Source organism: Streptomyces sp. NPDC088354, from assembly GCF_044753585.1.
Lineage (GTDB): Bacteria > Actinomycetota > Actinomycetes > Streptomycetales > Streptomycetaceae > Actinacidiphila.
In genome coordinates this window covers 181,366-207,621 of record NZ_JBIVNJ010000007.1, presented here as the reverse complement: position 1 = coordinate 207,621, position 26,256 = coordinate 181,366, and the positions used below count along the sequence as shown (strand labels likewise).

Sequence of the window (26,256 nt, the reverse complement as noted above, 5' to 3'; positions counted from 1 at the left end):
TAGGTTAGGCAGGCCTTAACTGTACCCCTGCGAGCTGTGCGGATCCCGCCATACGGTGGGGCTATCAAGTTAGGTAATGCTTACCTTAATATGGCGACCGGTCACGACTCGGCCGAGTCGGTTCCGCAGGTAAGGGGAGGCACGGGCAGCTGTGTCGGGTAACGAAGAACTGACGGCGACGGCAAGGGAATTCTGGCGGGGGAGGCTGGTTCCGCTCGCACAGGAGACCGTTCTCCCCGTCGATGTCCCGTATCCGCAGCGGCCCTGCGGCCCCGCCCTGGTCCGCTCCCGCGCCCTGCCCGGCCCCGTACCGGGCGAGGCGGCACTGCTCGCCGCGTACGCCGCTCTCCTGCACCACTACGGCAGCGGCGCCGGGGATGTCGTCCTCGCCCACGACGGGCTGCCGCTGCGTGTCGCCGTCACCGCCGACACCACCTTCGCCGGGCTCACCGCCCAGGTCGCCGGCGCCGTGGAACAGGGCCGCGCCCACCGGGCGCCCGTCCCCGCCCTCGCCGGCGAACTGGGTGCCCCGGCGACCCGCGGCGGCGGCCGGATCTGCAACACCGGCTTCGCCGCGGGCGGCTGGGCCGGCGGCCCGCTCGACCTGGAACTGCGCGTCACGCCCGGCGAGGTCCACGCCGTGTACCGGCCCGACCTCTTCGGGGCCGCCACCGTCGACCGGATCCTCGGCCACTACACGACGCTGCTCGCGGACGCCGGCGCGCACCCGGACCGCGCGGTCGGAGAGCTGGAGCTGCTGGACGAGGCCGAGCGCCACCGCGTCCTGCACGAGTGGAACGCCACCGCCCACGACGTGCCGCTCGCGACCTGGCCGGCGATGTTCGCCGAGCAGGTCCGCGCCCGTCCCGACGAGACCGCCCTGGTCTTCGAGGACGTCCGGCTGACCTACGCCGAACTCGACGCGCGCGCCAACCGCCTGGCCCACGCCCTGATCGCCCGGGGCGCCGGGCCCGAGGCCGTGGTGGCGCTGGCCGTGCCGCGCTCGGCGGAGCTGATCGTCGCCGAGGTGGCGGTGCTCAAGGCGGGGGCCGCCTACCTGCCGGTCGACACCGACTACCCCGCCGACCGCGTCGCCTACATGCTCGCCGACGCCGCGCCGGTCTGCCTCGTCACCACCTCCGAGGTGGCCGGTGAACTGCCCGACGGGGTACCCGCACTGGTGCTGGACGACCCGGCCACCGAGGCCGAACTCGACGCCCTGCCCACGACCGGCCCCGACCTCGGCGGGCGGCTGACCGTCGCGAGCGCGGCGTACGTCATCTACACCTCCGGCTCCACGGGCCGCCCCAAGGGCGTCGTGCTCTCGCACGCGGGCGTCGCCAAGCTCGTCGCCACTCAGAGCGAGCGCTTCGGCATCGGCCCGCACAGCCGGGTGCTGCAGTTCGCCTCCCCCAGCTTCGACGTGGCCTTCTGGGACCTGTGCCTCGGCCTGCTCTCCGGCGGGCGGTTGGTCGTCGTACCGTCGCACCGGCGCGTGCCGGGCGCGCCACTGGCCGACTACGCGAACGCCCACGGCATCACCTTCATGATCCTGCCGCCGGCGCTGCTCGCGGCCATGCCGGAGGACGTGCGCCTCCCGGCGGAGGCGACGCTGCTCGCCGGCACCGAGCGGGTCTCGCCGGAGCTGGTCGGCCGCTACGCGCGCGGCCGGATGATGTTCAACGCCTACGGCCCGACGGAGGCGACCACCAACTCCACGCTGGGGCTGTGCGACCCGGACACCCCGCCCGGCACCATCGTGCCCATCGGCGTGCCCGACCCGGGCACCCGGGCGTACGTGCTCGACGGCCGGCTGCGGCCCGTTCCGGCAGGTGTCGCGGGAGAGCTCTACCTCGGCGGCGCCGGACTCGCCCGCGGATACCTCGGACGTCCCGACCTGACGGCGGAGCGCTTCGTCGCCGACCCCTTCGGCGAGCCGGGCGAACGGCTCTACCGCACCGGTGACCTGGTGCGCTGGAAGGCCGACGGGCGGCTGGAGTTCCTCGGCCGCGTCGACAGCCAGGTCAAGATCCGCGGTTTCCGCATCGAGCCGGGCGAGATCGAGTCCGTGCTGCGCTCCCACCCCGCCGTCGCACAGGCCGCCGTCGTCGTCCGCGAGGACCGGCCCGGCGACCGGCGCCTGGCCGCCTACGTCGTGCCCTCGCTCGACGGCGACGCCGAGGTCGCGGAGTGGAAGGACCTGCACGAACTGCTCTACGCCGCCGCGGGCTCCGAGGGCTTCCAGGAGAACTTCGCGGGCTGGAACAGCATGTACGACGGACTGCCGATCCCTCTCGCCGACATGCGCGAGTGGCGTGCGGCCACCGTCGAGCGGATCGCCGCGCTCGAGCCGCGCCGGGTCCTGGAGATCGGCGTCGGCAGCGGCCTGCTGCTGTCCCGGCTGGCACCGGACTGCGAGGCGTACTGGGGCACCGACGTCTCCGAGGAGGCCGTCGCCGCCCTGCGCGAGCAGATCCACGGCGTGCCGGGGCTCGCCGGGCGCGTCGAGCTGTCGGCGCGCCCGGCGCACGACACCGCCGGGCTGCCCGAGGGGTGGTTCGACACCGTCGTCATCAACTCGGTCGCCCAGTACTTCCCGGGCGCGGACTACCTGGAGGACGTGCTCCGCAAGGCCGCGACACTGCTCGCGCCCGGCGGCGCCCTCTTCCTGGGCGACGTCCGCAACCTGCGGCTGCTGCGCACGCTGCGTGCCGCGGTGGAGAGCCGGCGCGGTCCCGGCGACGGGACCGCCGGCTCCGACTCCGGCTCCGACTCCGGCTCCGGCTCCGGCTCCGGCGACAAGGAGGCGCTGCGCGCGGCCGTGGACCGGTCGGTGGCGTGGGAGGGCGAACTCCTCGTCGACCCGGACTGGTTCGCGGGCCTCGACGGCTTCGCCGCCGACGTGCGGATCAAGCGGGGCACCCACCACAACGAGCTGACCCGCTACCGCTACGACGTCGTGCTCCGCCCGGCCGGCACCACGGCGGACCCGGACGCGGGTGTCGAGATCGCGTGGGCCGCGCTCGGCACGCTCGACGCGCTGGACGGCCGGCTCGCCGCGCGTCCGGAGCGGCTGCGGGTCACCTCGGTGCCCAACGCCCGGCTGGCCGAGGACCTCGACGCGCTCGCCGTCCTGGAGGACAGCAGCCGCCCCGGCGCCGACGGTGCCGAGGGGGTCGATCCCGAGTCGCTGCACGAACTCGCCGCGCGGCACGGCCTGTCGGCGGCCCTCACCTGGTCCGGCGACGCCGACGACGGCAGCCTCGACGCCGTCTTCACCTCCGGTGACGCGTCCCCGGGGCCGCTCTACCGGCCCGGCGGCGGCCGGCCGGCCGCGAACCGCCCGGCTCCGTTCCGCGACGTCTCCGCGCTGATGCGGACGCTGCGCGCGCACGCCGCCGAGTTCCTGCCGGAGTACATGGTCCCCGCGGCCCTCGTACCGCTCGACCGGCTCCCGGTGACGCCGAGCGGCAAGCTCGACGGCGCCGCCCTGCCGGTGCCCGACTACGCCGCGCTCAGCTCGGGCCGTGCCCCGCGCGACGCCCGCGAGGAACTGCTGTGCGCCCTGTACGCACAGGCCCTCGGCGTGCGCGCGGTCACCGTCGACGACGACTTCTTCGCCCTGGGCGGCGACAGCATCGTGGCGATCCGGTTGCTCGTGCTGGCCCGTGGCGCGGGCCTGCGGCTCACTTCCCGGGACGTGTTCCGGCACCGTACGGTGGCCGAGCTCGCGCCGGTCGCTCAGGACACCGACCGGGACGGCGTCGAGCAGGACGCTCCTCTGGTGGAGCCGACGGGGGCCGAACTCGCCGCCCTGCGCGGCGGCCTGCGGACCGCGGTCGAGGAGGTGCTGCCGCTCGGCCCGCTGCAGGAGGGCTTCTTCTTCCACGCGCTCGCCGACGGCGCCGATCACGACGCCTACGTCGTCCAGCAGGCCGTCGAGCTGTCCGGGCCCGTCGACGGCCCGGCACTGCGCCGCGCCATGGAGCGGCTGCTGGAGCGGCACGCGCCGCTGCGGGCCTGCTTCCGGCAGCTCGGCGACGGGCGCCCGGTCCAGGTCGTCGTCCAGGACCCCGCACTGCCGTGGCGCGAGGTGGACCTGTCCGCGCAGGAGGAAGGCGTGCGCCGGGGCCTCGCGGACGCCGTCGCCGCCGACGAGCGGGGCCGCCCCTTCGACCTCGGCCGGCCGCCGCTGCTGCGCTGCGCGCTGGTCCGGCTCGAAGAGGGCCGCAGCCGACTGCTGCTGACGTTCCATCACATCGTCGCGGACGGCTGGTCGCTGCCGGTGCTGCACCGCGAGCTCATGGCCCTGTACGCGCCCGATCCCGCCCCGCTCCCCGAGGTCCCCGCCTACCGGACCTACCTGCGCCGCATCGCCGCCGCGGACCGGGACGCCGCCCGCGCCGCGTGGCGCTCGGCCCTGGCCGGTCTGGACGGGCCGACGCGCCTGGTGGACGTGCCCGCCGACGGCGGTGCGATCGATCCCGCGCAGATCCGGGTGGAACTGTCCGAGCGGGTCACCGCCCGCCTCTCCGCCCGCGCGCGCGAACTCGGGGTCACCCTGGGCACCGTCCTTCAGGGCGCCTGGGGCCTGCTGCTGGGCCGGCTGACCGGGCAGCAGGACGTCGTCTTCGGCACCACCGTCTCGGGACGCGACGTCGCCGTCGACGGGATCGACTCCATGGTCGGCCTGTTCATCAACACCCTGCCGACCCGGCTGGCCTGGGACCCGTCCGTGAGCCTCGGCGCGCTGCTGCGCCGTCTGCAGGGCGAACAGAGCACCCTGCTGGACCACCAGCACCTGGGGCTCGCCGAGATCCAGCGGGCCGCGGGGGTCCCGGGCGGCGGCGAACTCTTCGACACGCTCGTCGTGTTCGAGAACTACCCGGCCGGGGCCGGGCCGGCCGACCCCTCGGGCACGGTGCGTGTCACCGGCCACGCCTTCCACGACACCGTCCACTATCCGCTCGCGCTCATCGTGAAGCCGGGCCGCCGTATGGACCTGCGGCTCAAGCACCACGCGCGGCGCATCGACGCGGACGCCGTGCGGGCCGTCGCCGACCGGCTCACCCTGCTGCTGGAGGCCATCGCCGACGGCCCCGGACGCCCCGTGGGCTCCGTCGACCTGCTCACCCCGCGCGAGCGGGACGCCGCCCGTCTCGAAGGCGACGCCCACGAGGTCCCCGCCACCACGCTGCCCGCCGTCATCGCGGCGCAGGCCGCCCGCACCCCCGGCGCCACCGCCGTCGTGCACGACGCGACGACCCTGACGTACGCCGAACTCGACGCGCGCGCCGAGACGCTGGCCGCCCGGCTGCGCGCACGGGGCGCCGGGCCGGAGCGCTTCGTCGCCGTCGCCGTCCCGCGTTCCGCGGAGCTGATGGTCGCGCTGCTCGGCGTCCTGAAGTCCGGCGCCGCCTATCTGCCCGTCGACCTGGACTACCCGGCCGGGCGCGTCGCCCACATGCTCGCCGATTCCGGCGCCACCACCGTCGTCACCACGGCGGCCGACGCCCCGCGGCTGCCCGCCGTGGAGGGCCTGACGCCGCTGCTGGTCGACGCCCCTGCCGAAGCCGTCCCGGGGCTCGGTGCGGACGCGAAGGCCCGGCCCGACGACCCGGCGTACCTGATCTACACCTCCGGCTCCACCGGCCGGCCCAAGGGCGTCGTCGTCACCCACCGGGCGATCGTCAACCGCCTGGCCTGGATGCAGGGCGAGTACGGCCTGACGGCCGACGACCGCGTCCTGCAGAAGACCCCGTCCAGCTTCGACGTCAGCGTGTGGGAGTTCTTCTGGCCGCTGTGCGAGGGCGCCGCAGTGGTCCTCGCCCGTCCGGACGGCCACCGCGACCCGGCCTACCTCGCGCGGCTCGTCCGCGAACAGGGCGTCACCACCGTGCACTTCGTGCCGTCCATGCTGGAGGCGTTCCTGAGCGTGCCGGAGGTGACCGGCGACCCGTCGTGGGCGGGGACCCTGCGCCGCGCCCTCAGCAGCGGCGAGGCCCTGCCCGGCGCGGCCGCCGCGCGCTGGCAGGCGCTCACCGGTGTGCCGCTGCACAACCTCTACGGGCCCACCGAGGCCGCCGTCGACGTGACGCACCACCTCTTCGACGGCTCCCCCGGCACCACCGTGCCCATCGGGCGGCCGGTGTGGAACACGGGACTTCGCGTGCTGGACGCCGGTCTGCGCCCCGTACCGGACGGCGTTCCGGGTGAGCTGTACCTCACCGGAGTGCAGCTCGCCCGCGGCTACCACGGCCGGGGCGCGCTGACCGCCGAGCGGTTCGTGGCCGATCCGTACGGCGCCCCCGGCGAGCGCATGTACCGCACCGGCGACCTCGTGCGCCGCCGCGCGGATCACGTGGTGGAGTACCTGGGCCGCACCGACCGTCAGGTCAAGCTGCGCGGCAACCGCATCGAGCCCGGCGAGACCGAGGCCGCCCTCGTGCGGCTGCCGGGCATCGCCCAGGCCGCGGTGACGGTGCGCGAGCAGCGCCTCGTGGCGTACGTGGTGCCCGCGGGCGGCAGCGGCCGCCCGGACACCGCCGCCGTACGCGCCGCCCTGGCCGCGACGCTGCCCGCGCCCCTGGTCCCCGACGCCTACGTGGTGCTGGACGCGCTGCCCCTGACCCCCAGCGGCAAGCTCGACCGGGCCGCGCTGCCCGCGCCCGAGGTGGAGCGTGCCGCCGCTCGCGCCCCGCGCACCCACCGGGAGCGGACGCTGACCGAGGTCTTCGCGGCCGTGCTGGGCCTGGAGGACGCCGGTCCTGACGACGACTTCTTCCTCCTCGGAGGCGACAGCATCAGCTCGATCGGCGTGGCCGGCCGCGCCCGCGCGGCCGGCCTGGAGCTGAGCCCGCGCGACGTGTTCGAGCACCGCACCCCCGCGGCGCTCGCGCTGGCCGCCCGCACCGGAGCCGTGGCCGCGGAGCGCACCGGGCCCGCCCGCCCCGAGCTGACGCCCGAGGAGACCGCGCGCCTGCACGGGCTCGCCGGCGGGGCGCCGGCCGAGATCTGGCCGCTCGCGCCGTTGCAGGAAGGCCTGTTCTTCCACTCCGCGTACGACGACGGCGCCCTGGACGTCTACACCGTCCACGAGTCCTTCGACTTCGACGAGCGCCTGGACGAGGACCGGCTGCGCGCCGCGGCCCGCACGCTGCTCGCCCGCAACCCCGGGCTGCGCGCCGGGTTCACCAGCGACGGGCTGCGCCAGCCGGTGCAGTTCATCGTGGAGGCGCCCGAGGTGCCGTTGGAGACGGTGGACCTGTCCGTGCTGCCGGAGGCCGAGCAGGAGACGCGGCTGCGCGCGCTCATGGACGCGGAGCGGACCCGCCGCTTCGACCTGTCGGCACCGCCCCTGTTCCGCATGCTGCTCGTCCGCCGGGGCGCGGAACGCGGCGACCGCCTCGTCATCGGCCGTCACCTCATCCTGTGGGACGGCTGGTCGGCGTGGCTCTTCCTCGACCAGCTCTTCGCCCTGTACGCGACGGGCGGCGACGACGCCGGCCTGCCGCGCCCCGGCTCCTACGGCGACTACCTCGCCTGGCTGGGCACCCAGGACGACGCGGCGGCCACCGCCGCCTGGCGCGCCGCCCTGGCGGGGCTGGACGAGCCCACTTTGCTGGCCCCGGCCGTCGCCGACGCGGGACTCGAACCCGTCATCCCCGAGCAACTCGACGCGCTGCTCCCGGCGGAAGTCGGCGACGCGCTGCGCGAGCGGGCCCGGGCGCACGGCCTGACCCTCAACACGGTGCTCAACGCCGCCTGGGGGCTGACCCTGGCCTCCGCGACCGGCCGCACCGACGTGGTGTTCGGCACCACCGTCGCGGGCCGGCCGGCCGAAGTGCCGGACGTGGAGAACGTCATCGGCATGTTCCTCAACACCGTGCCCGCCCGCATCGCCCTCGACCCGGCGGAGCCGGTCCTCGACCTGCTGCGGCGCATCCAGCGCGAACGCCTGGAACTGATGCCGTACGAGTACCTGGGCCTCGGTGTGCTCCAGTCCGGGACCGGGCACCGCCGGCTGTTCGACACGCTCTTCGTGCTGCGCAACAACGACACCGAGGAACGCCTGGAACGGCTGCGCACCGAGCACGGCGCCACCGCCGTCGCCAACGTGGACGCCACCCACTACCCCGTCAACCTCGTCGTCACCCCGGGGCAGCGCGTGCTCGTCACCCTCGCGCACCGGCCCGACGTCGTCCCGCACGCGGCCGCCCGCGCGCTGCTGGACCGCTTCGCCGTGCTGCTGGAGCGCATGGCCGAGGACCTGTCCGCGCCCGTCGGCCGGCTCGATCCGCTGCTGCCCGCCGAACACGCCGCGCTGGAGCAGGAGTGGGCCGGCAGCCGGGTGCCGGAGCCCACCGAGACGATCGCCGACCTGCTCGCCGCGCAGGCCGCCCGCACCCCGGACACCACCGCGCTGGTCTTCGGCGACCGCAAGCTCGGCTACGCCGAGCTGGACGCCGCCGTGAACCGCACGGCGCGCCTGCTGCTCGCCCGCGGCGCGGGGCCGGAGAAGGTCGTGGCGCTGGGTCTGCCGCGCTCCCTGGACATGGTCGTGGCCCTGTTCGCGGTGCTGCGCACCGGTGCCGCCTACCTGCCGCTGGAGCTGGACCACCCGGCCGACCGGCTGTCCCTGATGCTGGAGGACGCCCGGCCGCTCCTGCTGCTCAGCAACGCCGCGGTCTCGGCCACCCTGGACGCGGACACCCCGCGGGTGCTCCTCGACGACCCCGCCGTCGCCGCGGAACTGGCGGAGCTGTCCGACGCCCCGGTGACCGTGCGCTTCAGCCTGGAGCACCCCGCGTACGTCATCTACACCTCGGGCTCCACCGGCCGCCCCAAGGGCGTCGTCACCCCTTACCGGGGCCTGACGAACATGCAGCTCAACCATCAGAGGGAGATCTTCGCACCGGCGATCGCGTCGGCGGGCGGGCGGCGGCTGCGCGTCGCGCACACCGTCTCCTTCGCCTTCGACATGTCGTGGGAGGAGCTGCTGTGGCTGGTCGAGGGTCATGAAGTGCACATCTGCGACGAGGAGTTGCGGCGTGATGCGCACGCCCTGACCGCCTACTGCGAGCGGCACCGCATCGACGTCGTCAACGTCACCCCGACCTACGCCCGCCTCCTCATCGAGGAGGGGCTGCTGGAAGGGCACGTGCCGCCGCTGGTGCTGCTCGGCGGCGAGGCCGTCCCCGAGACGGTCTGGACGCGACTGCGCGACACCGACGGGAGTCACGGCTACAACCTGTACGGCCCGACCGAGTACACCATCAACACCCTCGGCGGCGGCACCCAGGCCAGTGCCACGCCCACCGTCGGCCGCCCCATCCGCGGTACCCGCGCGCACATCCTCGACGCCTGGCTGCGCCCGGTGCCCGACGGCGTGCCCGGCGAGCTGTACATCGCGGGTGTCGGCCTGGCCCGCGGCTACCTGGACCGGCCGGGCCTGACCGCCGAGCGGTTCGTGGCCGACCCCTTCGGCGAACCCGGCGAGCGGATGTACCGCACCGGTGACCTGGTGCGGCGTGACCCGGGGGGGAACCTCGATTTCCTCGGGCGCACCGACGACCAGGTCAAGATCCGCGGCTACCGCGTCGAGCCGGGCGAGGTCGAGACCGCCCTCAGCCGCCACCCGCGCGTCGCGCAGGCCGCCGTCGTCGTCCGCGACGACCGGCTCGTCGGCTACGTCGTCCCCGCCCCCGCCGGCGCCGCCGAGCGGGAGTCCACCGAGCGCGCCCAGGTCGGCGAGTGGCAGGAGATCTACTCCGACGAGTACGAGGAGATCTCCACCGCCGTCTTCACCGAGGAGTACGCGGGCTGGGACAGCTCCTACGACGGGCGGCCCATCCCCTTCGAGGACATGCACGAGTGGCGCGAGGCCACCCTCGCCCGCATCCGCGAACTGCGGCCCCGCCGGATCCTGGAGATCGGCGTCGGCTCCGGCCTGCTGCTGTCCCGGCTGGCTCCGGACGCCGAGGCGTACTGGGCCACCGACTTCGCGGCCCCCGTCATCCGCAAGATCGGCGAGGAGCTGCGACGGGACCCTGAGCTGGCGGCCAGGGTGGAGCTGCGCTGCCGGCCCGCCGACGACCTGGAGGGGCTGCCCACCGGGTACTTCGACACCGTCGTCATCAACTCGGTGATCCAGTACTTCCCGAGCGCGGCCTACCTGGAGTCGGTCGTGCGCGGCGCCATGGAGCTGCTCGTCCCCGGCGGCGCGCTCTTCGTCGGCGACGTCCGCAACCTGCGGCTCGCCCGCACCTTCCACGCCGAGATCCAGCACGCCCGCGGCACGGCCGGAGCGCAGTTCGAGCGGGCCGTGGACCGCGCCCTGCGGCTGGAGAAGGAACTCCTGGTCGACCCCGACTTCTTCGCCGGGCTGGGCTACGGGCTCGACCTGCGCACCAAGCGCGGCCTGCACCACAACGAGCTGACCCGGCACCGCTACGACGCCGTGCTGTACCGGGGCGAGCCCGCGGTGCGGCTGGGCGACGAGCCGCGTACGGTGTGGTCGCGGGACCTCGCCGAGCGCCTGCGTGAGCAGCGCCCCGAGCGGCTGCGCGTCACCGCGATCCCGGACGGCCGTGTCACGCCGGGCGGCGTGGACCCCGAGACCCTGCACGACCTGGGCGCAGGGCTCGGCTACCGCGTGCTCACCACGTGGGCGGCGGAGGCGGGCACCTATGAGGCCGTGTTCGTCCCCGGCGACACCACCGGCACCACCGCCGGGCTGTACCGGCCGGGCGGCGGCGCCGCCCCCTACGCCAACGACCCGGCGGCGGGCCGCGACACGAGCGCCCTGGTGCGGGTGCTGCGCGAGGACCTGAAGCGCGAACTGCCCGAGTACATGGTCCCGGCGGCCTTCGTCACCCTCGACCGGCTGCCGATGAACGCCAACGGCAAGCTGGACGTGCGGGCGCTGCCCGACGCCGAACCGGCCGTGGCCCTGGGTGGCGGACGCGGTCCGCGCACCCTGCACGAAGAGGTGCTGTGCCGGCTCTTCGCCGAGGTGCTGAGCCTGCCGTCGGTGGGCGCCGAGGACAACTTCTTCCACCTCGGCGGCCATTCGCTGCTGGCCACCCGCCTGGTGAGCCGGGCCCGCACGGAGCTCGGCGCCGAACTGGCCATCCGCGACCTCTTCGAGGCCCCCACGCCCGCGCAGCTCGCGGGCCGGGCGGACGCGGGCCGGCCCACGCGCCCCGCGCTCGCCGCGGCGCCCCGGCGCCCCGAGCGCGTCCCGCTGTCCGCCGCGCAGCGCCGCCTCTGGCTGGTGGAACGCCTCACCGGCGGCGGTGCCGCGTACAACTTCCCGCTCGTCTTCCGGCTGCGCGGCGCCCTGGACACGGACGCGCTGCGGCACGCCCTGCACGACGTGGCGGCGCGGCACGAGGTGCTGCGCACGCTCGTCGGTGAGCAGGGGGGCGAGCCGTACCAGCGGATCGTGCCCGCGGACGAGGCCCTGCCCGGGTTCTCGGTCACCGGATGCGCCGGGTCCGACCTCCCCGGGCTGATCGAGGCGGCCCAACGCCGCCCCTTCGACCTGGGGACGGAACTGCCGCTGCGCTGCGAGGTGTTCCGGGTCGGCGCCGACGACCACGTGGTGGCCGTCGTACTGCACCACATCACCACCGACGAATGGTCCGACCGCCCCTTCATGGCGGACCTCACCGCCGCCTACACCGCCCGCGCCGCCGGCTCCGCCCCGGCCTGGCAGCCGCTGCCCGTCCAGTACGCGGACTACACCCTCTGGCAGGAGCGCCTGCTCGGCACCGTCGGCGACACGCAGCTCGGCTACTGGACGGAGCGACTGCGCGACCTGCCCGAGGAGCTGGCGCTGCCGCTCGACCGGCCGCGTCCTGCCGCGCCCACCGGCGCCGGCGCGATCGTGCGCCGCGAGGTGCCCGCCGACCTCGGCCGGGAGCTGCGGGAGCTGTCCGCCGCCACGGGCACCAGCATGTTCATGCTCTTCCAGGCCGCCACCGCCGCGCTGCTGCACCGGCTCGGCGCGGGCGAGGACATCCCGCTCGGCGCGCCCATCGCGGGCCGCACCGACAGCGGTCTCGACGACCTCGTCGGCTTCTTCGTCAACACGCTCGTCCTGCGTACGGAACTGTCCGGCGACGACCTGACATTCCGTCAGTTGCTTGTCCGGGTGCGCGAGTCCGCCCTGGAGGCCTTCGAGCACCAGGACGTGCCCTTCGACCGGGTCGTGGAAGCGGTGAACCCCCCGCGCGCGGCGGGCCGCAACCCGCTGTTCCAGGTGATGCTGGGCTACCACCACCGGCCGGACGGCGACCCCGACGTCTTCGGGCTGCCCACCGAGTGGTTCGACATGGACACCGGCACCGCCAAGTTCGACCTCGACTTCACCTTCGTCGACCACGGCGAGGCGCACCCGCTGGCGCTGCTGCTGGAGTACGCCTCCGACCTGGCCGACGAGGACACCGCCGCGCTGCTCGTCGAGCGGCTGGTGATGCTGCTGCGGCAGGCCGCCGCCCACCCCGACCTCCCGCTGGCCGAGTTCGACCTGCTGACGTCCGGCGAGCGCGAGGCCGCCGCCGGCGTCTGGAACGACACCGCGCACCCCGCCGAGACCCGTGCCGTCCCCGAGATCCTCGCCGACACCGTCCGGGCCCACCCGCGGCGGACGGCGCTGGTCACCGCCGAGGGCGCCCTGACCTTCGCCGAACTGGGCGCCCGCGTCGACACCATCGCCGCCCTGCTGCGCGGACACGGCGCGGCCGAGGGCACCGTCGTCGGCCTCGCGCTGCCGCGGCACGCCATGGTTCCCGCGATCCTCGGCGTGCTCGCCTGCGGCGCCGCCTACCTGCCGCTCGACCCCGCCCTGCCCGCCGACCGGCTGGAGTTCATGCTCCGCGACGCAGGCCCGGTCTGCCTGCTGACCACCGCCGATCGCGCCGAACGCCTCCCGGCCGCGCCGGGCGTGGCGCGGCTGCCGCTCGACGGGCCGCTGCCCGAGGCCGAGTTCGTCCGCCCGGCGGCCGGGTACCCGGCGCTGGGCGCCGCGTACACGATCTACACCTCCGGCTCCACCGGCACCCCCAAGGGCGTCGTCGGCACCCACCGGGGCCTGTCCAACCTCTACGGCGCACACCTGCGCGACATGATCGAACCGGCGGTCCGGGCCACCGGCCACGAGGTCCTGAAGGCCGCGCACACCGCCTCGTTCAGCTTCGACGCCTCCTGGGACCCGCTGCTGTGGCTCCTCGCGGGCCATGAGCTGCACGTCGTGGACGAGACGACGATGACGGACCCGGTCGCGCTGCTCGCGCACCTGGCGGAGACGGGCGCCGACTACGTCGACCTGACCCCGACCTACCTGGGCGAGCTGACCCACCACGGCTTCCTCGCCCCGGGCAGCTACGCGCCCGCCGTCCTCGCCGTCGGCGGAGAGGCCACCCCGCCCGCCCTGTGGCAGCGGCTGTCCGGGCTCCCCGGCACCCAGGTGCACGACCTGTACGGGCCCACCGAATCCTCGGTCGACGCCTACGGACGCCACAGCGGGGCCCCGGAGTGGGCGGCGCCGCTGGACAACACCCGCGCGTACGTCCTCGACGAGCGGCTGCGCCCGGTACCGGTCGGCGTGCCCGGCGAGCTCTACCTCGCCGGCGCGGGCCTCGCCCGCGGCTACCTGGGCCGCCCGGACCTGACGGCCGAGCGGTTCGTCGCCGACCCCTTCGGGGCGCCGGGCGAGCGCATGTACCGCACGGGCGACCTGGCCCGTCGCCGGTGGGGGTCCCCCCGGCCGGAGGCTGGGGGAGGCTCGCTGGAGTACCTGGGCCGCGCCGACGACCAGGTCAAGATCCGCGGCTTCCGTGTGGAGCCCGGCGAGATCGAGTCCGTCCTCACCGCGGACCCGCGCGTCTCGGCGGCCGCCGTCGTCGTCCGCGAGGACGCACCCGGCGTGCCGCGCCTCGTCGGGTACGTCGTCCCCGCCCCGGGACAGGACACCGACCCGGCCGCGCTGCGTGCCCGCGTCGCCGCCGCGTTGCCCGAGCCCATGGTGCCCGCGGCGTTCGTCGAGCTCGCGGCCCTGCCGCGCACCGCCAACGGCAAGCTGGACCGGGCCGCGCTGCCCGCGCCCGACCTGTCCGCGGCCGTGGGCGGGCGACCGCCCCGCACCCCGCGCGAAGAGGTGCTGTGCGAGCAGTTCGCCGCCGTGCTCGGACTGGGACGGGTGGGCGTCGACGACGACTTCTTCGTCCTCGGCGGCCACTCGCTGCTCGCGATGCGCCTGATCAGCCGCATCCGTGCGGTGTTGGGCGCCGAGGTGTCGCTGCGCGCCGTCTTCGACGCGCCGACCGTCGCCGGGCTCGCGGGCCTGCTCGACGGACCGCGCGCCGCGGACCGTCCGGCGCTGACCGCCGGCCGTGCCGTCCCGGAGCGGCTGCCGCTGTCCTCGGCCCAGCGGCGGCTCTGGCTGCTGCACCAGGTGGACTCCGCCGACCCCTCCTACAACCTCCCGGCCGCCTGGCGCCTCACCGGCGCCCTGGACCGTGCCGCGCTGGAGGCGGCACTGAACGACGTCGTCACCCGCCACACCACCCTGCGCACGGTCTTCCCGGCCGTGGACGGCGTGCCGTACCAGCACGTGCTGGAGCCGGAGCGGGCGCGCGTGACGCTCGGCACCGCCGCCCAGGACGAACTGCCCGGGATCGCCGCCCTCCCGTTCGACCTGGAGCGCGAACTCCCGCTGCGCGCCGCCCTGTCCGCGACCGGTCCTGACGAGCATGTGCTGCTGCTCGTGCTCCACCACGTCGCGACCGACGAGTGGTCGGACCGGGCCCTGCTCGCCGACCTCGGGACCGCCTACGCGGCGCGCGCCGCCGGCCGTGCCCCCGACTGGGCGCCGCTGCCGGTCGGGTACGCCGACTACACCCTGTGGCAGCGGGAGCTCCTGGAGCACTCCGGCGACGACCTTCTCGCGTACTGGACCGAGACCCTGCGCGGCCTCCCCGAGGAGCTGGCGCTGCCCACCGACCGGCCACGTCCGCAGGAGTCCTCGCACGCCGGCGGCACCGTCGGCTTCACGATCAGGCCCGAGCTGGAACGGTCACTGCGCGCGCTGGCCCGCCGCGAGGGCGCCAGCATGTTCATGGTCTCCCAGGCCGCCGTCGCCGCCCTGCTGCACCGGCTCGGCGCGGGCGAGGACATCCCGCTCGGCGCGCCCGTCTCCGGCCGCGCGGACGAGCGGCTGGAGGACCTGGTCGGCTTCTTCGTCAACTCCCTTGTGCTGCGCACCGATCTGTCCGGCGACCCGGACTTCGCGGAGCTGCTGCGCCGGGTCAGGGAGACCGACCTGGCCGCGTACGAGCACCAGGACCTGCCCTTCGAGCGACTGGTGGAGGCCCTCAACCCGGCCCGCTCCCTCGCCCGGCACCCGCTCTTCCAGGTCATGGTCGTCCACCTCGCCGAGCGCGGCGGCACGCCCGTGCTGCCGGGCCTCACGGTCCGCCGGGAGCCGGCCGGCCAGGACACCGCCAAGTTCGACCTCAGCTTCGACTTCGTCGAGCAGGGCGAGGGCAACGGCATCCAGGGCTGGATCGAGTACAGCGCCGACCTCTTCGACCGTCCGACCGCCGAGCGGCTGGCCCGGCGCATGGAACGGCTGCTGGAGCAGGTCGCGGCCGAGCCCGGGCGGCCTGTCGGCCGCATCGACGTCCTGGACGGGGAGGAACGCGGCCGGGTGCTGGAGGAGTGGAACGCCACCGGGCGCGCCGTGCCGGAGCCCACCCTCCCCGAGCTGTTCCGCGCCCAGGCCGCGGCCACCCCGTCCGCGACCGCGCTGCTGTTCGAGGACACCGCGGTGGGCTACGCGGAGCTGGACGCGCGCGTCGAACGCCTGGCCCACGCCCTCGCGGGCGCAGGCGTGGGACCGGAGTCGACGGTCGCCGTCGCACTGCCGCGTTCGGCCGCCCTCGTCGTCACCCTGCTCGCGGTGCACCGCGCGGGCGGCGCCTACCTGCCGCTCGACACCGACTACCCGGCGGAGCGGCTGGCGTTCATGCTGTCCGACGCCCGCCCGGTGTGCGTGGTGACGGCGGACGGCGTGGCCCTGCCGGACACCGACGCGCCGCGCCTGCTGGTCGACGCCGACGGCACCCCCGCGCCGCAGGCCGCCACCGGCCCGCTGCCGCGGGCCTACGACCCGCGCCGGCCGGCGTACGTCATCTACACCTCCGGCTCGACCGGCCGTCCCAAGGGCGTCGTCGTGCCGCAGGAGGGCATCGTCAACCGACTGCTGTGGATGCAGGACGCGTACGGCCTCACCCCGGACGACCGCGTGCTGCAGAAGACGCCGTCGAGCTTCGACGTCTCCGTCTGGGAGTTCTTCTGGCCGCTGATCACCGGCGCGGCACTCGTCGTGGCCCGGCCCGAGGGCCACAAGGACCCGGCGTACCTGGCCGGCCTGATCCGGCGGCGCGGCGTCACGACGGCGCACTTCGTGCCGTCCATGCTGCGGGCCTTCCTCGACGAGCCCGCCGCGGCGGCCTGCACCGCCCTGCGCCGCGTGCTGTGCAGCGGCGAGGCACTGCCCGCCCCGCTCGCGGCCCGCTTCCACGAGGTGCTGGGCGCGGCCGGGTTGCACAACCTCTACGGCCCCACGGAGGCGTCGGTGGACGTCACGGCCCACGAGGTTCCCGCCGGCGCGGAAGCCGTGCCGATCGGCCGGCCGGTGTGGAACACCCGTACCTACGTGCTGGACGCGGCGTTGCGCCCGGTGCCGCCCGGCGTGCCCGGGGAGCTCCACCTCGCCGGCGTCCAGTTGGCGCGCGGCTACCTCGGCCGGGCCGGGCTGACCGCGGAGCGGTTCGTCGCCGACCCGTTCGGTCCGAGGGGGAGCCGCATGTACCGCACGGGCGACCTGGCCCGCTGGACGGGCGGCGGGGAGCTGCAGTACCTGGGCCGCGTCGACGACCAGGTCAAGCTGCGCGGCTTCCGCGTCGAACCCGGCGAGATCGAGAACGTGCTGGCCCGGCATCCCGGGGTCGCCTCCGCCACCGTCCTGCTGCGCGACGAGCGCCTGGTGGCGTACGTCGTCCCCGCCCACGTCCCGGGACGGGAGGCGGACACGGCGGCCCTGCGCGCCCACGCGGCCGGCGCGCTGCCCGAGCACATGGTGCCCACCGCCTTCGTGGTCCTGGACGCCCTGCCGCTCACGCCCAACGGCAAGCTGGACCGGGCGGCGCTGCCCGCCCCGGACTTCGCCGCCGAGGTCACCGCGACCGCGCCGCGCACCCCGCGCGAGGCACGGATGTGCGACCTCGTCGCCGCCGTCCTCGGTCTCGAACGGGTCGGTCCCGACGACGACTTCTTCCGGCTGGGCGGCGACAGCATCATCGCGATGCAGCTCGTCGTCCGGGTCCGCGCCGCGGGCCTGACGATCACCCCGCGCGACGTCTTCCGGCACAGGACACCGGCCGGTCTGGCCGCCGCCGCAGTGGACACCGTCCGCCAGGACACGGAAGAGGACGCCGCGCTGCTGCCGGATCTCACCCACGCCGAGCGCGCCGAACTGGCGGGCACCGGCGCGGCGGAACCGCTGCCGCTCACCCCGCTCCAGGCCGGACTGCTCTTCCACGCCTCCTTCGACAGCGGCGACCAGGGCCCCGACGTCTACACCGTCCAGGTGTCGTACGACCTCGAGGGCACCGTCGACGCCGAGCGGCTGCGTGCCGCCGGACAGACGCTGCTCGACCGGCACGAGAGCCTGCGCGCGGGCTTCCGCTACCTCTCCTCGGGCCGTCCCGTGGCCGTGGCGCCGCGCTCGGTGCCGCTGCCGTGGCGCCAGGTGAACGTGCCGGACGGGGACGCGGAGTGGGAGCGCCTGCTGCTCCAGGAGCGGCGCCGCTTCGACCCGGCGGAACCGCCGCTGCTGCGCATGCTGCTGGCCCGGACGCACGACGGCCGCCACCGCCTGGTGCTCTCGCACCAGCACCTGCTGCTGGACGGCTGGTCGGTGCCCCGCATGATGGCGGAGCTGACCGCCCTCTACGACGGGACCGCCCCGCCCGCCCCCGCCCCCTACCGCGACTACCTGCGCTGGCTGTCCCGGCAGGACACAGCGGCCTCCGCCGCCGCCTGGGCCGTGGCCCTGGACGGGCTGGAGGAGCCCACCCACCTGGTGCCCGCCGACGCCAACCGGACGCCGGTCGTGCCCCGCACCCACACCGTCGAGGCCGACCAGCGGCTGACGGAGGCGCTCGGCACGCTCGCCCGCCGCCGCGGCCTGACCGTGAACACCCTGGTGCAGGCCGCCTGGGCGATCGTGCTGTCCCGGCTGACCGGACGCGACGACGTGGTGTTCGGCGCGACGGTGGCCGGCCGGCCGCCGGAGCTGGACGGCGTGGAGTCGATGATCGGCCTGTTCATCAACACCGTGCCGGTCCGTGTCCGGCTGCGCCCGCAGGAGCCGGTCGGCGCCCTCCTGGACCGCCTGCAGGACGAGCAGTCGCGGCTCCTCCCCCACCAGCACCTGGGGCTTGCCGACATCCAGCGCGACGCCGGGCTCGGCGACCTCTTCGACACGCTGATGGTCTTCGAGTCCTACCCGGTCGCGAACGAGCCGGCGGACATCGACCCGGCGGCCCTGCGCCTGTCGGTCCGCGACCACGAGGACTCGACGCACTACCCGTTCGCCTGGGCGGTCGAACCGGAGGCACGTCTGCGCCTGACGGCCGAGTTCCGTCCCGACCTGTTCGCCCCGGCCGCGGCCGGGCGGATCGCGTCGGCCATGGTCACCGTCCTGGAGGCGATGGCCGGCGACCCGGACACCGCCGTCGGACGCCTCGACATCATCGGCGACGCCGACCGGCGCCTGCTGCTGGAGACCTGGAACGACACGGACCTGTTCGCGCAGGCGGCGGGCGCCACCGTCCCCGCCCTGTTCGCCGCACAGGCCGGGGAGTCCCCGGACGCGGTCGCCGTCACCGACACGACCGTGACGTGGACCTTCGCCGAACTCGCCGCCCGCACCGACCGGCTGGCCCGCGTCCTGGCCGGCGCGGGCGCGGGACCCGAGGAAATCGTGGCGCTGGCGCTCCCGCGCACCGCCGACCACATCGCGTCCATCCTGGCCGTGATGACGGCGGGCGCCGCCTATCTGCCCGTCGACCCCGACCTGCCCGCCGACCGCGTGCTCGCCATGCTGGCCGATGCCCGTCCTCGGCTGATCCTCACCACGCGGGAACTCGCCGCGTCCCTGCCGGACACCGACGTCCCGGTGCTGTACGTGGACGCCCTCGACGGGCTGCCGGAGGCGGCGCCGCAGGCCCCGGCAGCCGGCCACCCGGCGTACGTCATCTACACCTCGGGCTCGACGGGCCGCCCCAAGGGCGTCGTCGTCACCCAGCGCAGTCTGGCCAACCTCTTCCACAGCCACCGCCACGACCTCCACGACCGGGCGAAGGCACTGACCGGCCGCCGCCACCTGCGGGTCGGCCACGCCTGGTCCTTCTCCTTCGACGCCTCCTGGCAGCCGCAGCTGTGGCTGCTCGACGGGCACGCGCTGCACATCGTCGACGACGAGACGCGCCGCGACGCCGAGCTCCTCGCCACCCTGATCCGCGACGAGGGCCTGGACTTCATCGAGGTGACCCCGTCGCTGCTGGCGCAGATGGCCGACGCGGGCCTGATCCGCGACGACCAGTGCCCGCTGTCGGTCGTGGGCGTCGGCGGCGAGGCCGTGCCGGACGCCCTCTGGTCGCGCCTGGCCGCGCTGGAGGCGACGGAGGCGTTCAACCTCTACGGGCCCACCGAGGCCACCGTCGACGCCCTCGTCGGCCGGGTGGCGGACAGCGACCGCCCGGTCGTCGGCCGCGCCGTGCACAACACGCGGGCGTACGTCCTGGACGCCTCGCTGCGCCTGGTGCCGCCCGGCGTCACCGGCGAGCTGTACCTGTCCGGCGCGGGGCTCGCGCGGGGCTACCTGGGCCGCCCCGACCTGACCGCCGAGCGCTTCGTCGCCGACCCGTACGGTCCGCCCGGCGCCCGGATGTACCGTACGGGCGACCTCGCGCGGTGGACGGAGGAGGGCCGGCTCGCATACGCCGGACGCTCCGACGAGCAGGTCAAGATCCGCGGCTACCGGGTCGAACTCGCGGAGGTCGAGGGCGCGCTGGCCCGACACGAGTCGGTCGCCCAGGTCGTGGTCGCCGCCCGCGAGGACCGCCCGCGCGTCCGGCAGCTCGTCGGCTACGTCGTCCCCGCCGAGGGCCACCACGCCGATCCCGCCGCCCTGCGCGCCCACGTGGCGGCGACGCTGCCCGAGTACATGGTCCCGGCCGCCGTGGTCGTCCTGGACCGGCTGCCGCTGCTGTCCAACGGCAAGCTGAACCGCAAGGCGCTGCCCGCCCCGGACTTCACCACCGGAGCGGGTGGCCGCGAGCCGGCGAACGACACCGAGCGGACCCTGTGCGGGATCGTCGCCGAGGTGCTGGGCCTGCCCGCCGGGGCCGTCGGCACCGACGACGACTTCTTCGCCCTGGGCGGCGACAGCATCGTCGCCATGCAGTTCGTCAGCCGGGCGCGAGCGGCCGGACTGCGGATCACCCCGCGCCAGGTGTTCCAGCTCCGTGACGCGGCCTCGCTCGCCGAAGCCGCGGTCCCGCTCGCGGGCGACGTGTTGATCCGCCCGCACGACGACGGCACCGGCCTGGTCCCGCTCACCCCGATCATGCACGCCCTGCGTGAGCGCGGCGGCCCGATCCGGGGCTACCACCAGGCCGCCCTGCTGCAGACCCCGGCGGACCTGGACGAGAAGGCGCTGCTGGCCGTCCTGCGGGCCGTCGCCGACCGGCACGACATGCTGCGGGCCCGCCTGGAGCGCACACGGACCGGACCGTGCTCCACCGCTGATGCCGGCGAGCAGTGGGCGCTGCGCGTGCCCGCCCCCGGCACCGTGGACGTGGCGTCCTGGCTCGCCCGCGCCGACGTCGCCGGTGCGGACGACGCGGGGCTGCGCGAGGCGATCGCCGCGCACGCGGTCACCGCCCGCGCCGGACTCGACCCGGACACCGGTGACATGGTGCGCGCGGTCTGGTTCGACGCGGGGCCGGGCAGGCCGGGCCGCCTGCTGCTGCTCGTCCACCACCTCGTGGTCGACGGCGTGACCTGGCGCATCCTGCTGCCCGACCTCGCGGCGGCCCGGGAGGCCGTCGCGGCGGGCCGCACCCCAGAGCTGCCGCCGGTGGACATCTCGTTCCGCCGCTGGTCCGAGCTGCTGACCGCCCGCGCCCAGGACCCGTCGCGCGAGGACGAACTGCCCTGGTGGACCTCGGTCCTCGCGGACGGCGCGGGCCTGCCCCTGGCCCGGCCGCTCGACACGGAACGCGACACGGTCGAGAGCACCCGCCACCTGTCCCTGACCCTGCCCGCCGAGATCACCGAACCCCTGCTCGGCCGGGTCCCGGCCGCGTACGGGGCGAGCGTCAACGACGTCCTGCTGACCGCCTTCGCTCAGGCCGTCGCGGAGTGGCGGACCCGCGTGCTGGGCGCGCGGCCCGGCAGCGCGGTCCTGGTCGACCTCGAGGGCCACGGCCGTGAGGAGGAACTGGCCGGCAACGCCGACCTGTCCCGCACCATCGGCTGGTTCACCAGCGTCGTCCCGGTCCGCCTCGACCCGGGCGCGGCCGGACTCGATCCGGAGGAGGCCGTCGGCCGCGTCCGCGAGCACCTGACCGCCCTTCCGGCGTCGGGCGCCGGCCACGGGCTGCTCCGCCACCTCAACCCGGTGACGGGACCCGAGCTGGCCCGACTGGCCGAACCACAGATCGAGTTCAACTACATGGGCCGCTTCGACGTTCCCGAGTCGGCCGACTGGTCGTACGCGCCCGAGGGCGACGCCGCCGACCTCGACGCCGACCCCGGGATGCCCATGTCTCACGCCCTCACCCTCAACGCCCTGACCGAGGACCGCCCCGGCGGCCCCGAGCTGGGCACCCACTGGGCCTACGCCGGCGAACTCCTCACCGAGGAGGCCGTCCGGGATCTGGCACAGACCTGGTTCCGGGCCCTTGAGGCCCTGGTCACACGGAAGGAATCCACCCGATGAGCAGCAACCCCTTCGAGAACCCCGACGGCGTCTACTCCGTCCTGGTCAACGCCGAGGGCCAGCACAGCCTGTGGCCCGACTTCGTCGACGTCCCCGCGGGCTGGACCGTCGCGCACGGCCCGGCCGGCCGCCAGGAGTGCCTGGAGTACGTCGAGACCCACTGGACGGACCTCCGCCCGAAGAGCCTCGTCGAGGGAGCCTGACGCACCGCGCGGGCGGGCCCTTCCCTTGCGTGCCCGCCCGCGCGGTGTTTCGCCCAATTCCTTCGACAGCACGTGGACCGGCCTGACAGGCTGCGCCCATGACCTACGGAATCGAGTCCCACCCCAGCCGGTGAACCCTGAGGAAGGGCGTGCCGCGCCCGCCCTCCCCCTCGCTCTGTACGACCGCGCCCTGAGCCTGTTGCACCAATCCCCCGACGGGCTCCCGCCCCGGCGCGGTCACTCCCTCGCCGAGAGACGGGAACCGGGCGACCCCCAGCTGCCCTGGGACGAGGCGAGGAAGGCCATTCGCGCAGCGCTGGATCCACTGCCGGATGACTCTGCGACCCTGCATCGCCGCTTTGCCCGGCTCGGCGTCCGGGACCGGCACCGCCATCTGGTCCACTCGACGGTCGCGGGCCTGGCCCTGCCGGCCGGCCAGTGGACCGCGGCACGCTCCCTGGGCAGGGCGCTGACCCGGACCGGTACGACCGTGTCGGCCGTCGCCTCCGGAATCGCCCTGCTCGTCCGCCTCGGTGAGCCCGAGGACATCCCGTATCTGTCCACGCTCGGTCTGCTCCGGGAGTTCACCGGCCCTGCCGTCGAAGCCCTGGAAAGGTTGGACCGGCAAGCAGCCGGTGTCGTCTCGCTCGCCGCCCGCCCCCACGACGAGCTACGGCCGCTCGTGCGCGCCCTGTGTGCGCGAGACCAGCGCGCCGTACAGGAAGAGTTGACTGCCTTCCCCGTCTCGTCGGGCCGGGTCGGCGCGGCGGACGCGCGCCGGGTCGTGGAGGCCGTACGGCTGCCGCGACTGCTCGACCGGCATCCCTCCGACACGGCTCTGCTGGCCCGGGCGAGCAGGCTGCTCGTGTGGATGGGACGCTCTCACGACGACCCGACCGACCTCCTCGCCTACCGCGACGCGCCCGAGCTGTACGAAAGGGTCGTCACCCGCGCCGGTCTTCTGCCGCCGAGCCTCGACAACCACGCCGCCTTGCTGTCGCTCGCGCTGGATCTGAGCAGCGGCACCGGCGTCCTGCTCGACTGGCCTCCCGGCCGGCGCACCGCGCTGCTGGAATCGCTCGGGAGGCTGCTCGCCGAACCTCGATGGGCCTCGACCGCGGACATCGCCGGAGGCGACGCGGACGATGGGGTGCGCGCACGGTGGATACGTCGCACCGGACGGCGGCCGTTCGCCCTCCCCGCCACGGCCGGCAGGCTGCACGTCGAGATGGTGGCGGGCGACCCCGCTCACTCGAAGCAGGTGGAGGCCCGCATCCTCATCGACGGACGCCCGATCGTCCCGGCCGTGTTCACCCATGGTCCCGTCAACAGCCCCGACCTCCTCCTGGAGGACGGGCACCTTCGCGCCGGTCCCGAGCCCCGTGAAGTGCAGCTCGCGGAGGCCCGCTGTACCGAGGGGTGCTGCGGCGCGCTGTACGTCACGATCCGGCGGGACGGCGACCAGGTGGTGTGGGAGAACTGGCGTCGGTCGATGTCCGGTTCACGGGAAACCCCGCCCGAGGTGCTTCCCCACCGGTTCGACGCCGCGGCCTACGACGCGGAGATCGCCCGCGCCGAGACCGACCGCTCCTGGTCCTGGCGTGCCCGCGCCGTGGCCCGCCTCATCAAAGCCGGGCTGATCGAGACGCCGGATCTGCTGAGCAGATGGGACGCGAGCCGGGGCTGGATCAGCAGTGGCCTGGAAGATCCGGACGTCACCGTGGTGACCTTCTGGTATGTGCCCGGACTCGCCTCCGGCACCCCGGACGGGGCCGACAGCCCCCTCCAGTTCCGCTGGGACATCCCGGACGACGGCACCCCACCCGAGACCCAGGCCGCCGCTGCACTGCGCCGCCTCGCCGACGAGGACCCGAGAACCTACGGCCGCGTGTGCGGTGGAACCCGCAAGCGCGCCCAAGAACTCGGTTTCCCCTGGCCGCCGCAAGCCGTGGGAGGGCGGCGACGACAACCGCCGGAACCGCGCCCACGGTGACCCCGCCCTGCTGCTTCCACGCCGAAGACCGGCGGGGGAAGCAGCAGGCAGGCTTCCTCCCCTCGATCGTGCTCATCGCCATGGACCGTGTGAACCATGCAAAGCGCACGCGTCAGGGTCGCGAGCATGGATGACGATGCCCTCTTGAAAGAGCAGATCGCCTACTACCGGCCCCACGCGAGCGGGTACGACCGGCCCTGTGCGCAGCGCGAGGATCTGCGCGGGTTACTGGGCTCGGTCGGCGAACTCCCCATCGTGGAAGACGTGTTGGAGCTGGTCTGCGGAACGGGTCAGTGGACCGGGGCGCTGGCCGCCCGGGCGCGCTCGGCGACCGCCGTCGACGTGGCGGAGGAGACGCCGGGTATCGCGCGTGGTCGAGTGGCCTCCCCCAACGTGCGGTTCGTCCAGGCCGACCTGTTCGCCTGGCAGCCGCCGCGCCGCTACGACACCGTGTTCTTCGCCTTCCGGCTGTCACACGTTCCGCCGTCCCGCCTGCCGGGCTTCTGGAGCACCGTCGCCGCCGCACTCGCACCCCACGGCAAAGCGGTCTTCATCGACGTCGGCCCCCGCGGGGCCGAACGCGAGCAGTCCCTCGCTACGCAGCCCACCCCTACGGTTCGCCGCCGGATCGACGACGGCAGCGCGTAGCGCATCGTGAAGGCCTTCCACGACGCGGACGAGCTCACCGGCTCACCGCGCTGGGGTGGTCGGCCGAGGTCCGGCCCGTGGGCGACAGCTTCGTCGTCGGCATCGCGGAGCCGCCGGCAGATCCCGACTGACAGGGTGGGACGGCTGCCGCCCTCACCACATGCCGGGTGCCACGTAGCCTGGCCGTGTGCTCAATCGGCTGGACGTCGGCGTGCTGCCACCGGGTCCCCGGTGGGGCTGCTCGGCTACGGATCCGGGTCGACGGCGAGGACGTCGTGGCGCGGGCCGTCGGCGAAGGAGGGCGCGGTCCGTTCGCCGAGGAGGCGTTGTCCGCCGACAGCCACCGTCCGCTCCGGGCGACTGCCGAGAGGCGCCGGGTGGTGCTGGGGGAACCCGCGTGCACGGGCGGGTGCTGCGGCTACCTGTCGGTCTCTGCACAGCGTCATGGTGGGCTGGTCGGGTGATCCGACTGGCAGGTGCCTGTCGATCAGGTGCGCCGCCGGTGTTCCTCTTCGGCGCCGATCGGTACGACGCCGAGGTGAGGCGTCGCTGACGCCACGTCAGGCACTCGATTCCCCCGCCGAAAACCAGTGGAACGGCGCCGCCGTACGCCGCTACCGTGCTGCCGAACCGAGTCGCCGAGGCAAGGACGTCCCGTTGTACACCGTGTGAGACCTCCCGAGTGCTGATCTGTCGCGCGCCGCACCTGTGCGTCGCGCTGCTTCCTGCTGCGGACTTCTCACACTGAAACCGGTGTACTTCTGTGCTCACCATCTGGGCGGTCGTGCCCACCTGCATGCCCCTCGTCCTCCGCCGTTGCCACACGTGCGCGTCCGAGCGCTTCCGAGCGAACGGCAAGTTCCGGGTCAACGCGAACCACAAGCTGCTCGACGCCTGGCTCCTCGTGCTCTGCACCGCCTGCGGGGACACGGCGAAGCTCTCGATCCTGGAGCGGGTGAACGTGCGCTCCCTCCGGCCCGAGCTGCTGGACCGGCTGCACGACAACGACGCCTCCCTGGCAGCCGAGTTGCTCCAGGATCCCGCCGTGCAGCGCCGTAATCGCATCGCCCTCGACTGGGACGGCGCCTGGCGCCTCGACACCGGCGGATCCGGTCACCTCGACGACGAGGTGATCGACGTCTCGGTCCGCTTCGCGGCGCGGATCCCCGTCCGGCCGGTGCGGCTGATCGCCGAAGGGTTCGGTCTCCCCCGGGCCGAGGTCGAGCGGCTGATCACCGAGGGGAACCTCGTTTCGGCGGTCCGGCTCAGCGGCAGACTCTCCGGCGACTTCACCTTCACGCTCAAGCGCTGAGCCCGCTCAGCCCACCGGGGCC

The 26,256-nt window shown here is 74.7% G+C and carries 5 protein-coding genes; all 5 read left to right on the top strand.

The genetic code is table 11. The features are described 5' to 3' along the window. Positions 1 to 151: 151 nt before the first annotated feature. The 5 genes from ACIP98_RS14085 to ACIP98_RS14065 all read left to right on the top strand — a co-directional run bounded on the left by ACIP98_RS14085 (position 152) and on the right by ACIP98_RS14065 (position 26,234). Complete coding sequence (locus tag ACIP98_RS14085; RefSeq protein ID WP_401975859.1) at positions 152 to 22,078, top strand: non-ribosomal peptide synthase/polyketide synthase; 21,927 nt, start codon at positions 152 to 154, stop codon at positions 22,076 to 22,078. Further along, positions 22,075 to 22,281, top strand: a complete 207-nt coding sequence (locus ACIP98_RS14080) for an MbtH family protein (protein WP_319657653.1) — start codon at positions 22,075 to 22,077, stop codon at positions 22,279 to 22,281. The genes ACIP98_RS14085 and ACIP98_RS14080 overlap by 4 nt, the downstream gene beginning before the upstream one ends. 130 nt (positions 22,282 to 22,411) lie before the next feature. Next, the gene (locus ACIP98_RS14075; protein WP_401975857.1) at positions 22,412 to 24,274 is read left to right on the top strand and encodes a hypothetical protein; all 1,863 of its coding nucleotides are present in this window, start codon (positions 22,412 to 22,414) and stop codon (positions 24,272 to 24,274) included. 126 nt (positions 24,275 to 24,400) lie between these two features. Continuing rightward, positions 24,401 to 24,922: a class I SAM-dependent methyltransferase gene (locus ACIP98_RS14070; protein WP_401975855.1), complete on the top strand. Its 522-nt coding sequence runs from the start codon at positions 24,401 to 24,403 to the stop codon at positions 24,920 to 24,922. A 763-nt stretch (positions 24,923 to 25,685) separates the two neighbouring features. Beyond that, on the top strand, positions 25,686 to 26,234 hold the full coding sequence (locus ACIP98_RS14065) for a DUF1062 domain-containing protein (protein WP_319657656.1): 549 nt from the start codon (positions 25,686 to 25,688) through the stop codon (positions 26,232 to 26,234). Positions 26,235 to 26,256: the final 22 nt, after the last annotated feature.

Bases quoted from the DNA above. Each gene is read 5' to 3' on its own strand.
- ACIP98_RS14070 (WP_401975855.1), top strand. From the start codon at position 24,401: ATGGATGACGATGCCCTCTTGAAAGAGCAGATCGCCTACTACCGGCCC.
- ACIP98_RS14080 (WP_319657653.1), top strand. From the start codon at position 22,075: ATGAGCAGCAACCCCTTCGAGAACCCCGACGGCGTCTACTCCGTCCTG.